The following is a 15,950-nucleotide window of genomic DNA, read 5'->3' as shown; positions in this document are numbered from 1 at the left end:
AAAAATAGCACCAAGCGCGACGCCCTCTGCCTAGCGAAGACTTCCATGACCGACAATGTCGTACGTTGAAAGGACGCGTGGGCCGATAAGGAACACGACATTCGGCACAACGGTCGGCTCGGTGATGGAAAGTGCCGCCGGAACGTCACCGAGTCTGTGGCTAAAGCACTCCGGGCACCGATCGATCGTGCCGAGTAAGAGCGGACATCGAACGCAGACCTTCGATCACCGGCCCGGCGGACAGGCGCATCCCTGAGTCGCGATCGTCGCCGCTCGGAGCGAGGATTTGGTAATTCCGATTCCGGTCATCCCTGGACGAGGGTCCCCTTCTGCACGATTGTGGGATGGCTCGCGTTCTGGTCGTCCGCGATGCCCCGTATGATGTCGCTCGCAGCGTGATGCGGCGGCGGAGGTTCCCGGCGATGGTCCTGTCCCGATATGTCGCCGTCTTCGCGGTCCTGTTCGCCGCCCTGCTGATCTCCGTTCCGGCGACCGCGCAGCAGGCCGAGACGCGCATCGCCCTCGTGGTCGGCAACGGCGCCTATGAGGGGGCGCCCATCGCCACCGCCGCCAACGATGCCGGCCTCATCGCGCAGACGCTGCAGGCGGCGGGGTTCGACGTGGTGGGGGCGCGCGACCTCGACGAGGATGCCCTGCGCAAAGCACTGCGCGACTTCCTCGACAAGGCGGCGGCGACGGGGCCGGACACGGTGGCCTTCGTCTATCTCGCCGGATACGGGCTGCAGCTCGAGGGCGAGACCTTCTTCGCGCCGGTGGATGCCCGCATACCCACCGCCGTCGACGTCCCGGTCGCGGCCCTGCGCGTGTCGGACTACATCAAGCGCCTCTCCACCGTGCCGTTGAAGGCCCGGTTCGTGGTGCTCGACGCGGCCCGCGCCAACCCATTCGTGAAGACGGGCGAACCGCTCGCCGGCGGTCTCGCCCTGGTGGAGGCCGAACCCGGCAGCCTCATCGCCTACAACGCGGCGCCCGGCACCGTGGCGCCGCCCGAGACGGGGGCCTATGGCGCCTATGCGCAGGCCCTGGTGGAAATGATCCGCGAGGGCGGCCTCCAGCCGGCGGTGCTCTTCGACCGGGTGCGCCTGCGGGTGAACGAGACCACCAAAGGCGCGGCCATGCCCTGGGACGACGCCCGGATCGAGGCACCGTTCGTGTTCTTCGAGCGCAATGCCGACGCGCCCGCCCCGGCGCAGCCCGAGCCGATCGCGGCCCTCCGCGACCGGCCGTTAGGCGACATCGGCGCGCGGGACGCCTATTCGGTGGCGGTCGAGCGCGACACGCTGCAGGGGTACCAGGATTTTCTCGGTGCCTATCCCGACGACCCGATGGCCAAGCGCGTGCGCGCGATCGTGGCCGCCCGGCGCGAGGCGACGACCTGGCGTCGCGCCCTGTCGTCCGGCACGCAGGACGCCTACTGGTCCTACCTCTCGCGCTACCCGCGCGGACCGCACGCGGCGGATGCGCGCCGCCGCCTCGCCCGCCTGTCCGCCCCGCCGCGACCGCCCGAAGCCTTCACCGCACTCTCCTTCAACCTGCCCCCGCCGCCGCAGGAGGAGGAGAGCTATTTCGACCGGCAGGTCGTCGCCTTCGACGACCCGGCTTATGCCCTGCCCCCGCCGCCCCCCGGCGTGCTGGCACCCCGTCCGGCCTATATCGTCGACATCGCGCCCCCGCCGCCCGAGGACGAGCTGTTCGCGCTCCCCGTCCCCCTCTTCGAGCCGGTCCCGGCCTATGTGAGCGCCCCCGCCTACATCGTCGCGCCGCCGGACAACGTCATCTACCAGAACATCCACAACAGGGTGGTGATCAACGAGATAAACCGGCGCGTCATCGAGCGGCCGCGCGGACCTTCGGCGGCGGTGCCGCCGGGCTCGGAGCGGCGGCTCTCGCCCCTCGGGTGGCGCTGCCGCCCTCCCTGTCGCACCGCGTCGACCGTAACGACGGCCCTCGCCGCGACCGCCCCGGCCTGCCGCCGGGCGCCCGCGACGAAAGACCGAACGATCCCCGCATCGGCCGCCCGCTCCCCGCATTGAGCGTCCCAGACCCGCGCGCCGCGCGGCCGGACCCGAAGGCTTTGCCCGAGCCGAGGCCGGTCGCGAACACGCGCGCGTCCGGCGACGTCGGCGCACCGCCCGACCGAGTGCACGCGGGGGACGGCAAGACCGGGCCGGACCGGAAGGCCGCCATCGACCGTCGTGCCCCGCCCGATGCGGTGAACCCCGCCGGCCCCGGAGCCGGACGCGGCAACGCCGATCCCGCCGACCGCGCGGCCTTGCGCCGGGAACGGATCGAGCGCCGGGAGGCGGCCCGCGCCGCTGCCGGAGCCGAACGACCGCAGCTGCGTCCCGCCCTCGACCAGCCGCTCGGCGAGCGCGCCCGCGAGGGGCGTCCGGGGCATGATCGAGTGGCCCGGACGGGTTTCGAGCCGAACGGCCCACAGCGTCTCAGGCGGGAGCTGGCCAACCCCAATCGCGAAGCGCCCGGCCAGCCGCCGCGACGCGGCCCGGATTCCGATGCCCTGCAACGCCAGCAGCAGAGGCTTCAGATCCAGGAGGCTCGCCAGCAACAGCGGATGCAGATGGAGCAGCAACAGGCCGCCCGGCGCCAGCAGGGCCAAGCCCAGCAGCAGATGATGATGCAGCGTCAGCAGCTCCAGGAGAACCGCCAGCAACAGCGCATGCAGATGGAGCAGCAGCAACAGGCCCAGCGCCAGCAGATGCACCAGCGCCAGCAGATGATGCAACGTCAGCAGATACAGGCCTAGCAACAACAGCAACAGGCCGCCCAGCGGCAACAGATGATGCAGCAGCAACAGCAGGCGGCTCAGCGCCAGCAGAGGCAGGCTCCGCCATCGGGCGGGAACCCGAACTGCCATCCGGGCCGGCCCTGTCGCTGAAGCGGGTTATCACGGGAACGGGAAGATAAGCCCGGACCTCGTGTCGGTCCTCGCCGAGATCGACTTGCATCCATCGGCGCTGATCCCGACCGATGGTCGTCCTCAGCGCGTTCGGCGGAATCCCGCCGCGCCTGAGGTCAGTCGAGGTCTTTCGAGAATGCGCGTGCGAGCCGCTCGACCGTCGCATCGTCGACTCCGTCGGCGACGAAGTCGGCACGCCAGGAGCGCATGCGGATTGCGAGGGTGGCGACGATGTCTCGGGCCTCGTCCCGCGAGAGGTCGAAATCCTCGACCCGCGTCAGGCAGTTGCCGGTGGTCGGGTAGCTCCCGGATCGACCGACGCCGATGGCCTGCTGGGGATCCATATCCGGTTGGGGGACCACGTCGAAGGCCTGGGACAACCGCCACCCGTCGCCGCATCGGAAGAAGGCGTGGTTCTTGAGGTGATCGTCCCGGTTGCCGCACAGGACATTGAACACCATGCGGCGGAACAGTTCATGGCGGTCGGACACGTGACGCACCCCGTGCCGGAGGAGAAACATGGCGAGGTCGGGGTAGGAACCGGAATCGGAGGTTTCTTCCAATCCGAGCGCAGTCAATCCGCTCATGTAGTGGCATGTCGGGTGGTAGGGGGCCGCATCGCGGTCGAAGCGCTTCACCAGGACGACCTTGCGAGGCCCGACGGCGAGAACCCGAGTTTCGGCGGCGTCGATCCCGCAACGGGATGCCAGACGCATCGTCGCGTGCTCCGCGCTGCATTGGTCGTAGGTGTCGTCCCGCCTTTGGAACTTGGCGATCCATAAGGTCCCCTCGTACTCGATGACGGCTTTCGGTCGGGCGCCCCCCATGCTCATGCCCGCCGTCCAGAGGTGGGCCGCCAGCCCTTCGACCGCCTCGCCTCGTTCGAGACGCTCGAACCCGTCCGCGATGCCGTCGAGATCGGCCGTGGCCGCGTAGCCCGGACGCGGTGACGGGGGAGCCGGGGTTTCGGAGAAGGCGAGGCAGCCGACGCGCTCATCCCCGGGGGCAAGCAACCAGTCAGACGGCATCATCGGGGGAGAATCGTGAGGCCGACGATGTTCGACGAGCCGTCGCCCCCAACGGTCCGGAGTGGCATCCGCCAGGATGCCCGGAAGTCGGCCACGGATGGTGCTGCTGAATGGCCCCGGCTGAAGCGGCAAGCGTTCCGGGTCCAGGGCGAAAGCCCGGCCATGACTGTTCTTCAGCCAGGACCCGACATAGGCGAATTCGCCATAGGACCGACCGGCCGCCGGCATGACGAGCCGGTAGCGGCCGACGAGGTCCGTGGCCCCGTCCTCGCGGCGGACATGGACATAGATGTCAGAGGTCATCGAGGTTCACGTCGCGCGGGCGACGCGCACGGCTGGGAAGGCGGCTGGTCTCGATGGAAGCGGCGAGGTGGTCGTTCTCGGGGCTGACCGCGCGCCGCACGGCCGGGAACAGGCCGAGAGTCCAGACGGCCCTGGCGAAGACGCCGAGCGAAACCGAAGGATCGCCTTTCTCGAGCTTGCGCAAGGTCGGGAGGGAGACCCCCACGCGGGACGCGAGGTCGGATGCGGGCTGACGTCGGCGCAATCGCGCGGCCCTGATGGCCTGCCCGATCTCGCGAAGACCCTCCGAAACCTCGAAGGGCGCATGTGCCGAGCGTTCGTTCGTCATGCCGCCATCCTTGCATCTCAGGCAGCTTAGATGAAAGTATGTTTTCTATTCTGGGTCGGTTTTCCTGCCGAAGGGGGGATCTGGGGTCTCTCTCGACGGGGAACGAACCGGTATAGGTTCATGCCGTCAAACAAGGGCGGGGAGACGGCCGGTCAAGTTCGGAACGGTGGCATCGGCTGCGGCAACGTCCGCAGGTCGCCGGGCTGGCTCGGGCCGATCTCACCGACGAGGGCCGGCTTCATGTCATAGAGACCGGAAATGGCTTCAAGGGCGGCGATCGCGTCCTGATTGGTGCCCCAGCGCGTCACTGTCGCCACGAAGGCGCGTGTCGTCATCAGCGTCACGGGGAACTCCACGTCGAGGAAGAGGGTCGCGACCTTCCGATCTTCGTAGAGCACGACCGCCGAACTCGCCTCGGTCGGGTGCCAATGCGCCACGAACTCGCGCAGAGCCTGTTCGCCGGAATCACGCAGGGCTGACTTGAGCAAGGCATCCCCCGCTGGAGTCCGCGGCCGCGCGCGCAGGGCCGCGACACCGATGCCGACCACGGTCTCCACCCGTAGCGCGGCTTCGCCGAGGCCATCGATCCAGGCGGCGATCTCGGCAGCAAAGGGCTTGGAAAGGTCGCCGACCACCTCCTCCTCGACCCGGTCTACCAGTACGATCCGCCGGTTGAGACCGCGCAGCGTATCGAGGATGCCCGCTGCGGCGAGCCGGATCAGAGGCCCCGCATCGGCGACGACGATGAGCTTCCGGTCCGAAGGGGCGATCATGGCGACACCGTCCAAGTGGTGGTGCCGTCCTTGTTGTCCTTCACGGTGACGCCCATGGCGGCGAGGGCGTCGCGGGCGCGGTCGGAGGCGGGCCAGTCTTTGGCGGCGCGGGCGGCGCGGCGGGCCTCGATCGCGGCCTCAACGGCCGCCACGTCGACGCCGGCAGCGGCGATGGCTTTATCCTCCCGCGCGGATTTCGTGCCTGCGAGCAGGCCGAGCAGGCCCGCACCGGCCTTCAACGCGGCTGGGTCGTCGAGGCGGTGCAGCTCGGCGAGGGCGGCGGCGGTGTTGAGGTCGTCGAGGAGTGGCTCCACCACCGAGGCCGGCGCCTCGGGTCCGGCGGTCACGTCGCCGACGATGCCGTACCAGCGGTCGATCATCTTCGCCGCCTCCTCCAGCCCGCGCACGGTCCAGTCGATGGGCTGGCGGTAATGCGTCTTCAGCATGGCGAGGCGCACGACCTCCCCGGGCCAATCCTTCAGCACTTCGCGCAGGGTGACGAAGTTGCCCAGCGATTTGGACATCTTCTGCCCCTCCACCTGGAGGAAGCCGTTATGGAGCCAGACATTGGCCATGACGTCCGTCGAAAAGCAGCAGCGCGACTGGGCCACCTCGTTCTCGTGATGAGGGAAGATCAGGTCGAGACCGCCGGCATGGATGTCGAAGGTCTTGCCCAGATGCTTCCACGACATGGCCGAGCACTCGATGTGCCAGCCCGGCCGCCCCGGCTCGGCGATGCCGGCCGGCGAGGGCCATGACGGCTCGCCGGGCTTCGAAGGCTTCCACAGGACGAAATCCAGGGGCGAGCGCTTGTAGGGGGCGACCTCGACCCGCGCGCCGGATTCCATCTCGTCGAGGGGCCGCTTCGAGAGCGCGCCGTAATCGGGCATCGAAGGCACGTCGAACAGCACATGGCCTTCCGCCACATAGGCATGACCGGAGGCGACCAGCCCTTCGATGATCGTGTGCATCTCGGTGATGTGGTCGGTCGCGCGGGGCTCGATGAAGCGCGGGCGCTCGCCCGGCACGTTCACATCCTCGGCCATCAGCACGCCGAGGTCGCGGATGTCGCCGTGAAAGGCGGCGAGGGTCCCGTCGGTGAGTTCGCGGATGGTGATGCCGCGCTCGGCCGCGCGGGCGTTGATCTTGTCGTCCACGTCCGTGACGTTGCGGGCATAGGTGACATGCGCCTCGCCGTAGAGATGGCGCAGCAGCCGGAACAGCAGGTCGAAGACGATGATCGGCCGGGCATTGCCGATATGGGCCGCGTCGTAGACCGTCGGCCCGCAGGCATACATCCGCACATGCGTCGGATCGATCGGCGCGAACGGCGCCTTCTCGCGGGTCAGGGTGTTGTAGAGCCGCAACATCGGCGCCATGAAACCGTCTTTCGTAACCCTGGAACGCGACCGTGCCGCCACCTGTGGAGGCCGCCCGTCCCCATGCCCTAAATCCCGAGAACCGATCAACTTTTACGATTCGCGAGGCACGTGCCCCCGAACCGAGGTGATCGGACGGGCCGGATGCCAAGCTCCCTGCGTGTTGCACGGAGGCGACGGACCCTGCCGAGCAACTGGGCTACCCCAAAACGGTGATGAATTCGAGAACGACGCCGGGAGAGGTTCGGTCAAGGTCGCGACGATCCGGAAAGGATTTGTTTACCGACGAGGCCGAGATTTTCCCAAACGCGAATCCTCCCATCCGGTGAATCCCGCCTTTCGTGGATCCCGTCATCAAGGTCTTGCCCATGCGACGCTCGGCTGCCGGTCTCGGCGCTCTCTGCGCCTTTGCGCTCATTTCCTCCGCTGCCCTGGCCGTCGATGACGGCGAGAAGCCGGCCCGCGTGCCCGGTCAGGTGGAGAAGACGTTCCTGATTCCCGCCGGCGAGGGTTACGGCGTCGGCGAGTGCCTGGTGGCGGGCAGCGGCTCCTGCGGACAGGTCGTGGCCGATGCCTGGTGTGAGGCGCAAGGCTTCGCCGCCGCCGGCTCCTTCGGCGTGGCCGCTCCCGAGGACTATACCGGCACTATCGATCAGCCGCCCGCGCCGAAGCCCGTCGAGCCGCCGATCCGCATCACCTGCAAGGACTGATCGGCAAGGACTGATCCGCAAGGATCGATCCCGTTCGTTCGAGGCGGCCCGGCCCGATGCCGGGGCCGCCTCCAAAGACGAATCAGCCCTTGAAGAAGTCGCCGCAGCGGGGCGGCGCGTCGGTGGTGCCCCAGGGCATCAGCGGCACCGCCGTGGTGGAGTTCTTGGGCGAACCCTGGATCACCTTGTCGGAATAGACCATGTAGATCAGCGTATTACGCTTCGCGTCACAGCCGCGGACGATCTGCATCGACTTGAAGATCAGTGACCGTCGCTCGCTGAAGACCACCTCGCCCTGTTTCAGCTTGTCCTTCGGGTTCTTGAACGCCACCGGCCCGACCTGCCGGCAGGCGAGGGAGATGTCGGAGACGTCCTCCGCGAGGCCGAGCGTGCCCTTGATGCCGCCCTTCTCGGGTTGCGTGTACCAGCAGGCGATGCCGGAGACCTCCGGGTCGTCGATGCCGTAGACCACCAGCTTGTCGTTGGGGGTGAGCGGACGCCACACGGTGGATTTGTCGAAGATCCGGTCCGTATCGTCTGCGCGGGCCACCGCTCCGCCCATCGCCAGCCCGGCCAACCCCACAGCCACCGCCCTGCTTGTGAGACTCCGAAGACACATCATCACACCATTCCCCTCAAGTTTGTCGATGGGCATGTGGGAACACTGTCCCGCTCTCGCGAGGGCGGTTAGACAACCTTTGCTAAAGCGCTCTTCCGTACCCTGTCCGAGGGCCGGAACCGCCCAGCTTCACACCCGTTCCTGACAGGTCATGCCGCTGATCCCTCCACAGATCCGCAAGCTCGTCGCAACGTTCGGCGCCGCCATGGCCGCCATCGCGTTCGGGACAGCCGTGCAGGCACAGGCTCCCAACGCCCAGTGCCAGCGATACCGCTACGAGCTCGCCAATCTCAGCGACGGCGCCAACACCGCCCGCGCCCTGCAGAACGAGATCGGCCGGCTGGAGGCGTATTACCGGACGCTGAGCTGCGAGGGCGGCAAGTTCCTGTTCTTCGATTCGCGCCCCCCGCAATGCGGCGCGGTGGAGCAGCGCATCCGGGCGCTCCAGGCCGGGTACGGCGCGGAGAACGGCGAAGTCACCGCCGCCCGGCGGCGTCAACTCACGGCGGCCATTGCATCCTCCTGCGCCGAGACCGGGCAGAAGGTCGTGGACGGCCCCGCGGGCGAGCAGCGCGGACGGGGCGGGGCGCAGGTCGTCTGTGTCCGGACCTGCGACGGCGCCTACTTCCCCATGAACAATCTGCCCGACGGTCGCGAAGGGGCCAACGAACTGTGCCAGGCTCTCTGCCCCGGCACAGAGGCGGTGGCCTATTCGATGCCTCATGGCGATGATGGCCTGAAACAGGCCGCGTCGATCAAGGGCAGCCGTGCCTACGTCTCCCTCGCCAACGCGTTCAAGTTCCAGAAGAACTTCACGCCCGATTGTTCGTGCAAGAAGGCGAACCAGACCTGGGCTCAGTCCCTGGTGAAGGCCGAGAGCATGCTCGTCCGGCACAAGGGCGACATCTTCGTGACGCCGATGCAGGCGGAGGCCATGTCGCGGCCGAAGGTGCGCGTCACCCTCGCGGGCCGCGCGGACAAGACCGTGGCCGCCATCGCCGCCGATGCGGCGACCCGGAACGGGGCCATCCTGTCCGAATCCGGCTCGGTTCGCGACGGAGCCACGGCTCAGACGCCCCCCCCTAGCGGCGAAGAGCGCGCCAATATTCGCATTATCGCGCCGAACATGATCGCGGCGCCGGCTCGGTCGATAGCGCCCTAGAGGCCATCGCGGAAACGCCGAACGAACGAGGGAGCATTCCCCCACGGAGTCGTCGATCGCGCCAAGCGCCATGGACGCAACTCGCTGACGGTGAACGGTTTTCTCTGCCTGCCACGACTTTGAGGCCGCGCAGGGCGGCAGAATACGGGCGAATGATCCGGGAACGAATTTGGAACCATCCCGGCTCCATTCGGTTCCGATGGCCACATCAACCTTTGTGAGTGACCATCCATGCGGAACCTCCGCCTGCTCTTTCTGACCGGCACGATGCTGCCGGCCCTGATCCTATCGGGCCCTCTTTCGGCCAGCCCCGACAATGGTGGGCCGGGCGTGATGCTGCTCGCGCAGGCAGGTCCCGGAGCCGAGCGCGGTGATCCGCGCGGTGGCGGCGATGCTCCCCGTGGCGGCGCGGCCCGGCCCGAGAGAGCCGAGCGGCCCGAGCGTGCGGAGCGGCCCGAGAAAGCGGAGCGTCCCGAGCGCGCCGAACGCCCGGAGAGGGCTGAACGTCCCGAGCCGCGCCAGGAGAAGCCCCCTGCCCGCGAGGAGCGTGCCCCGGCCGAGCGGCCCGCGCGCCCTGAGCGTCCCGAGAAGAACGACCGCGCGCCGGCCGAACGGCCGACCCCTCCCGCCGCGCGTGAGCGCGATGCGGACCCGGCCCCCGCCCGTCCGGCACCCAAGGAGGCTCCGACTCCCCGCGAGCGTGCCCCCGCCACTCCCGAGCGCGACGCGACACCCGATCGTCCCGCCCGCCCGGACCGTCCTACCCGGAACGAGAAACCCGATACGGGCGCCAAACCCGATCGCGGCGACAAGCCCGAGCGCGCCGACAGACCCGACCGGGAGAACCGGCCGGAGCGTGGAGACAAGCCGGACCGGAATGAAAGGCCGGACCGGAACGAGAAGCCCGAGCCCGCCCGCCGCACCGGACCGGACGCGACGCCGGATGCCAAGACGCCGGATGCCAAGACGCCTGATGCAAAGACCCCGGATGCCAAGACGCCTGACACGAAGGCGCCGGATGCCAGGACTCCTGACACCAAGGCGCCGGACGCGAAGCCTGCTCCGAATGCCCGTCCCGGGGTTCCGGGAAAGCCGTTCGTTCCGCCGGGTCAGGCGCAGGACAAGAACGACCGTGACGACAGGCGCGGGGACGACAAGCGGGGCTCCGACGATCGGCGCGGCCCGGATGACCGGCGCGGCACGTCGGACGACAACCGGCCCGGCACGCCCAACCGTCCGGGAAATACCGACCGCACCCCGGCAGCGGGCGATTCCGATCGGCGCAGCGAGATCGAGCGCCGCGACCGTGAACGCCGCGAAGCGTTCGAGCGCAAGGACGAGCGGGATCGCCGTGACGTCTTCAACCGTCCAGGCCGGCCCGGCTATGTCGAGGGCGGGTTCCGCGGGAACGATGTCCGCAGCTACGACGAAGTCCGCCGTGACCGGCGCGAGTTCAACGAGGGCGGCCGGACCTATATCCGCGAGCCGGGCCGCATCATCGTGCGGGACCGTGACAACTACTTCATTCGGCACGACGAGAACGAGCGCTTCCGGTACCTCGACCGCGGTGCCTACCGCAGCGAGCGCCGCGGCGGCGACACGATCACCTATCTCGACCGTCCGGGCGGCATTCAGATCGTCACCGTGGTGGACGATGACGGCCGCCTCGTGCGCCGTTCGCGCCGCTTCCGCGACGGCCGCGAGGTCGTGATCATCGACAACGGCTTCGGCGGTCCCCAGCGTCCGATCTACGAGGATGTCGTCGACCTGCCGCCGCCGGACATCCGCATCCCCCGCGAGCGCTACGTGGTGAATTACGAGAGCGCCGACGAGCGGCAGGTCTACGAGGCCCTGTCCGCTCCGCCGGTGGTGGCGGTGGACCGCCGCTACACGCTCGATCAGGTGCGCTACAGCCCGCAGCTGCGGGCACGGATGCGCAGCGTCGACATCGATACGATCACCTTCGATACCGGATCGTTCGACGTCACACCCGATCAGGCCTCGCGGCTTGGCAATATCGCGGCGGCGATCAACCAGGCGGTGAAGGCCAACCCGCAGGAAGTCTTCCTTATCGAGGGCTATACCGATGCGGTGGGCAGCGAGGTCGACAACCTGTCGCTCTCGGATCGTCGCGCCCAGTCGGTGGCCACGGTGCTCAGCCAAAACTTCCAGGTGCCGCCGGAGAACCTGACCACCCAGGGCTATGGCGAGCAATCCCTGAAGGTGAACACCCAGGACGCCTCGCGGGAGAACCGCCGGGTCACGGTGCGCCGCATCACCCCGCTGATCCAGCAGCAGGGCGAGGCTGCGGACGCTCCGCCCAAGTAAGTCGGCTTAGCTGCATTGTCGTGACGTCACGGGCCGCATGTCTCGAAAGAGGGGTGCGGCCCGCGCCGTTCCGTGCTTCTCCAGCACTCCCGCGAGCGCGCGACATCGAGGAGACCGGCGACCATGGCCGAGGAGAGCGACCGCCTGATCACGGCGGGAACGCCGATCTTTCGTCGGACCACCCTCGCTTTGTTCGCCGCAGGCTTCTCTACCTTCGCCGTACTCTACGGCGTGCAGCCGCTGATGCCGGTCTTCGCCGACGAGTTCCATGTCTCGCCGGCCGAGAGCAGCCTGTCGCTGTCGCTCCCCTGCGCGATGCTGGCCCTGGCGCTCCTCGTGGTCAGCCCGCTCTCCGAAGTGTGGGGGCGCAAGCCGATCATGGTCGCCTCCCTCTTCGCGTCGGCGATCCTCACCCTCATCGCCGTGATCGTGCCGAGTTGGCATGGCTTCCTGGCATTGCGCGCGCTCACCGGGCTGGCGGCGAGCGGCCTGCCGGCCGTCGCCATGGCCTATCTCAGCGAGGAGATGGATGCCCGCGCCATCGGCCTGTCCATGGGGCTCCTCATCGGCGGAAACGCCATGGGCGGCATGGTCGGGCGGCTGATCGCCGGCATCGTCACCGATCATGTGTCCTGGCGCGTGGGTCTCGGCACCATCGGAATCCTGGCGCTCGTCGCCGCCATCCTGTTCTGGCGCGGTTTGCCGCCATCGCGGCGCTTCCTCGCCAACCGGATGCGCTGGCGCCAGGTGCCGGGCACGTTCGGCCAGCATTTCCGCGATCCGGGCCTGCCCTGGCTCTTCGCGGAGGCGTTCCTGCTCATGGGCGGCTTCGTCAGCGTCTACAATTACATCGGCTTCCGCCTGCTCGATCCGCCCTACAACCTGAGCCAGTCGGCCATCGGCGCGATTTTCGTGGTCTATCTCGCCGGCACGTTCAGTTCGGCGGTGACCGGAGAGATCGCCAGCCGGCTCGGACGCCGCCGGGTCTTGTGGCTCGCCATCCTGCTTGGGATCGTCGGTATTCTGCTGACCCTGTCGGAGCGCCTTCCCGTCATCATCGCCGGCATCGTCGTCGTGACGGTGAGCTTCTTCGGCGCCCATTCGGTGGCGAGTTCCTGGATCGGGCGACGCGCCCTGCGCGACCGGGCGCAGGCCTCCTCGGTCTACCTGTCCCTATATTATCTGGGCTCGTCGGTGCTCGGGACGGCGGGAGGCTGGTTCTTCGATCATGCGGGGTGGACGGGGGTCGTCGCCTTCTTCGGCGGGCTTTACGGGCTCGCGCTGGCCATCGCGCTCCGTCTTTCACGCCTGCCGCCCCTCGTCCCGGCCACATCCTCCGGCCACTACCGTTGACCCGCCCGCCGCGACGGCCCATCTAGGCGATCGTCGTCGCTCACCGGAGCGACAGGCGAGCAATCGCCGCCGACAGGGCAACAGGCGAGCGATCGCCGACAACTGAGGAAGTCCGGCTCGCTTGGTCCAAGCGGCTCCGGCTTACGGAACCGAACGTGTTCGAGCTCGCCGTCGCTGTCGCTCTGATCGCCCTCAACGGGGCCTTCGCGCTGTCCGAACTCGCCGTCGTCTCGTCGCGGAAGTCGCGGCTGCGGATGATGGTGGAGGCGCGCCGGCCCGGCGCCCAGGCCGCCCTCACCCTCGCCGAGAATCCGGGGCGCTTCCTTTCCGCCGTCCAGATCGGCATCACCCTCGTCGGCATCCTGTCGGGCGCCGTGTCCGGCGCGGCCCTGGGCGAGCGCCTCACGGAAATCCTATTCGAGGCGGGCCTGTCGAAACCCGTGGCCGATCCTCTCGGATACGGGATCGTCATCGCCATCATCACCTACCTCTCGGTGATCATCGGCGAATTGGTGCCCAAGCACGTGGCCCTGCGCGATCCTGAAGGCATCGCTTGTTTCGTCGCCCGGCCGATGCGCCTCATCTCGCGGATCGCGCTTCCGGCGGTCTGGCTCCTCGACGCCTCGACCCGCGCGGTGTTCCGGCTGTTCGGCCAGGAAGCCTCCAGCGCCAGCGCGGTGACCGAAGAGGAGATCCGCACCATCGTCGCGGAGGCCGAGACGGCGGGCGTGATCGAGACCGACGAGCGCAAGATGATCGCCGGCGTGCTGCGCCTCGGCGACCGCGCCGTGCGGGGCGTCATGACCCCGCGCACCGACGTCCACTGGATCGACCTCGACAAGGCGCCGGAGGAGATCCGCGCCATGCTGGTCTCGAGCCCGCATTCGCGCATCCCGGTCGGCGAGGGCAACCCGGACAACATGCTGGGCGTCGTGCAGGTGCGCGAACTGGTCAAAGCGCTCATCGAGAACGAACGGTTCGACCTGCGCGCCTATATCCGCAGCGCCCCCGTCCTGCCCGATACGCTCGACGCCCTCGACGCGCTCACCGCCCTCCAGGCGGCCGACGTTCCGATGGCCCTGGTCCATGACGAATACGGCCATTTCGACGGGCTCGTGACGCCGGCCGACATCCTCGACGCCATCGCGGGCGCATTCCATTCCGAGGATTCGGAACCCGAGGCGGTGCAGCGCCAGGACGGGTCCTGGCTCATCGCCGGCTGGATGCCGGTGGACGAGATGGCCGACCAGCTCGGCATCAAGCTCGAATCGAGCCGCGACTACGAGACCGCCGCCGGCCTCGTCATCGCCAAGCTGCAGCGCCTGCCGGAGACGGGCGAGACCTGCGACATCGCGGGATGGCGCTTCGAAGTGGTGGATCTCGACGGTCGCCGCGTGGACAAGATCCTGGTGTCGCGGATCGCCTGACCGTCCCGCCTTTCCGAAGGTCTCGGACCGTTCTCGCGACGGACTAATGGTGGATGGCCTGCGTCCCGTCCATCCTCATCCAGACGAGGCCGTGCCGCGGAGCCTATGCCCAACGGCACGGACTGGCTCGACGTCGCGTCTTGACTTCGACGGCCGTCGGCGTTTGCCGAGCCGCATGACTTCGACCTTGGTCGAAGCGCATCAGATCGCAGCCGTACCTGAACGATCGAACCGAACAGCTTTATCGCCGAGAAGGCACCGCCGCCGCGAGGTGCTCTGGATAGAGGTCGAGATAGACCGTATATACTTCTTATAATTTGAGGGTAATAATTCTTTATCTAATATACCTTATAACATCCGTGGCTAACATCTGTATAATAATTCACACAGCATCGGAGCATGCAATGAAGTTCATTGGACATCTCAGCGTGATGCTCAAAATTGCCGTCCCGCTGACTCTGATGGGCCTTATGGCGATAGGTCTCGTCGTCTACGCCCGTGCCTCGCTAAACAGCGTCTTGGAGCAGACGAATCACTTCGCCGACGTCGCCACGGTCCGGCAGGAGAGTTACCTCCGTGCGCAGCTCCATGCCACGGACGCCGCTTTGCTCAGCCGAAACATAGTGGTGGAGACGCAACAGGAGGTGATGAACCAGTACAAGGCGCGGTATGACGGAGCGACCAAGACGGCGCTGGTCTACGTCGACAAGCTGATCGCCTTGGCCGAGACGCCGGAACGCCGCAAGATCGGTCACGACCTACGACAGATGTTCGAAACTTACTTCGGCATTCTCGACCGTTCCATCGTGTTCGCGATGCAGAACGATGCCGCGAAGGCGATGAAGGTGATCCAGGACGAGGGGCGGCCGGCGCGGGCCAAATTATACGCCCTCATCGAGGAGCGCAGCCAGCGGGTCACGGATGAGATGCAGGCCCGTAAGCACGCCCTGGAACTGGAAGTATCCAATACGGTGCAGAGCCTCATTGTCATCGCGGCGCTCGGACTGACCGTTGTTGTTGCTTTCAGCGGGTTCATCGTGATGTTCGGCATCACCCGTCCGCTGGCAAGCCTGGTCCTCGTCCTGCAGCGGATGGCGAAGGGAGACATCGACGCCGAGATCGTGGAGGCCCGGCGCGGGGACGAGATCGGCGCCGTGGGCAAGGCCGTGGAAGGCATCAAGGCCATGGTCGCCCGGAAGGCCGCCGAGGAAGCCGATATCCGGCGTCTCGCCGAGGAGGTCGCCCAGGCCGAGCGCCAGCGCACGATGATCGCCATGGCCGACAGCTTCGAAGGCGCCGTGGGCGGCATCATCCAGATGGTGTCGGCCTCGGCGACCGAACTCCAGGCCACTGCCCAGACCATGACTTCCACCGCCACGGAAACGGCGAGCCAATCCATGACCGTGGCCGCCGCCGCCGAAGAAGCCGCCACCAACGTCAACACCGTGGCGGCGGCGGCGGAGGAGCTCGGCGTTTCCGTCCAGGAGATCGGACGGCAGGTCAGCGGGTCGGCCGATCTCGCCCAGGGCGCCGTATCGGAAGCCGACCGGACGGCGGCCCTGGTGCAGACACTGTCCCAGACCGCCTCGCGCGTCGGCGACG

At 67.8% G+C, this 15,950-nt stretch carries 13 protein-coding genes; 8 read left to right on the top strand and 5 right to left on the bottom strand.

What is annotated here, in order from left to right; all coding sequences use genetic code 11:
* Positions 1-422: 422 nt before the first annotated feature.
* On the top strand, positions 423-2,054 hold the full coding sequence (locus RQI43_RS22155) for a caspase domain-containing protein (RefSeq protein ID WP_311276617.1): 1,632 nt from the start codon (positions 423-425) through the stop codon (positions 2,052-2,054).
* Complete coding sequence (locus RQI43_RS22150) at positions 2,051-2,785, top strand: hypothetical protein (RefSeq protein WP_311276616.1); 735 nt, start codon at positions 2,051-2,053, stop codon at positions 2,783-2,785. The genes RQI43_RS22155 and RQI43_RS22150 overlap by 4 nt, the downstream gene beginning before the upstream one ends.
* A 269-nt stretch (positions 2,786-3,054) precedes the next feature.
* On the opposite strand, the gene RQI43_RS22145 is transcribed toward RQI43_RS22150, so the two are convergent.
* From RQI43_RS22145 to cysS, 4 genes are all read right to left on the bottom strand, one after another.
* A complete protein-coding gene (locus RQI43_RS22145; RefSeq protein ID WP_311276615.1) occupies positions 3,055-4,269 on the bottom strand; it encodes a type II toxin-antitoxin system HipA family toxin in 1,215 nt (404 codons plus the stop codon).
* Positions 4,259-4,597, bottom strand: a complete 339-nt coding sequence (locus tag RQI43_RS22140; RefSeq protein ID WP_027170965.1) for a helix-turn-helix domain-containing protein — start codon at positions 4,595-4,597, stop codon at positions 4,259-4,261. Before RQI43_RS22140 ends, RQI43_RS22145 begins: the two co-directional genes overlap by 11 nt.
* A gap of 152 nt (positions 4,598-4,749) precedes the next feature.
* Positions 4,750-5,370 (bottom strand): hypothetical protein, encoded by a 621-nt coding sequence (locus tag RQI43_RS22135; RefSeq protein WP_311276614.1) that lies wholly within the window; start codon positions 5,368-5,370, stop codon positions 4,750-4,752.
* The gene (gene cysS, locus RQI43_RS22130; protein WP_311276613.1) at positions 5,367-6,749 is read right to left on the bottom strand and encodes a cysteine--tRNA ligase; all 1,383 of its coding nucleotides are present in this window, start codon (positions 6,747-6,749) and stop codon (positions 5,367-5,369) included. Before cysS ends, RQI43_RS22135 begins: the two co-directional genes overlap by 4 nt.
* Positions 6,750-7,117: 368 nt before the next feature.
* Between cysS and RQI43_RS22125 the strand changes: the two genes are divergently transcribed.
* The gene (locus RQI43_RS22125; protein ID WP_311276612.1) at positions 7,118-7,459 is read left to right on the top strand and encodes a hypothetical protein; all 342 of its coding nucleotides are present in this window, start codon (positions 7,118-7,120) and stop codon (positions 7,457-7,459) included.
* A gap of 82 nt (positions 7,460-7,541) precedes the next feature.
* Here the strand turns inward: RQI43_RS22125 and RQI43_RS22120 are convergent, their stop codons facing one another.
* Positions 7,542-8,021: a CreA family protein gene (locus RQI43_RS22120; RefSeq protein WP_405030691.1), complete on the bottom strand. Its 480-nt coding sequence runs from the start codon at positions 8,019-8,021 to the stop codon at positions 7,542-7,544.
* Between the two features lie 208 nt (positions 8,022-8,229).
* On the opposite strand from RQI43_RS22120, the gene RQI43_RS22115 reads away from it, so the two are divergent.
* The 5 genes from RQI43_RS22115 to RQI43_RS22095 form a co-directional block, all read left to right on the top strand.
* Positions 8,230-9,240, top strand: coding sequence for a DUF2865 domain-containing protein (locus tag RQI43_RS22115; protein ID WP_311276611.1), 1,011 nt, complete (start codon positions 8,230-8,232; stop codon positions 9,238-9,240).
* A gap of 231 nt (positions 9,241-9,471) precedes the next feature.
* Positions 9,472-11,568, top strand: coding sequence for an OmpA family protein (locus tag RQI43_RS22110; RefSeq protein ID WP_311276610.1), 2,097 nt, complete (start codon positions 9,472-9,474; stop codon positions 11,566-11,568).
* Between the two features lie 123 nt (positions 11,569-11,691).
* Positions 11,692-12,921, top strand: coding sequence for an MFS transporter (locus tag RQI43_RS22105; protein WP_311276609.1), 1,230 nt, complete (start codon positions 11,692-11,694; stop codon positions 12,919-12,921).
* A 155-nt stretch (positions 12,922-13,076) separates the two neighbouring features.
* Positions 13,077-14,348 carry a hemolysin family protein gene (locus tag RQI43_RS22100; RefSeq protein ID WP_056434635.1) on the top strand — a complete coding sequence of 424 codons (1,272 nt, stop codon included), beginning with the start codon at positions 13,077-13,079 and terminating at the stop codon, positions 14,346-14,348.
* Positions 14,349-14,752: 404 nt separating this feature from the next.
* Positions 14,753-15,950, top strand: a 1,198-nt coding sequence (locus RQI43_RS22095) for a methyl-accepting chemotaxis protein (protein ID WP_311276608.1), incomplete at its 3' end; no start/stop codon positions are given.

It is taken from the genome of Methylobacterium sp. WCS2018Hpa-22, assembly GCF_031843785.1.
In the GTDB taxonomy this organism is placed as follows: Bacteria; Pseudomonadota; Alphaproteobacteria; order Rhizobiales; family Beijerinckiaceae; genus Methylobacterium.
Note: the sequence above shows the minus strand (reverse complement) of the source record. Positions and strands in the feature narration are given on the sequence as shown.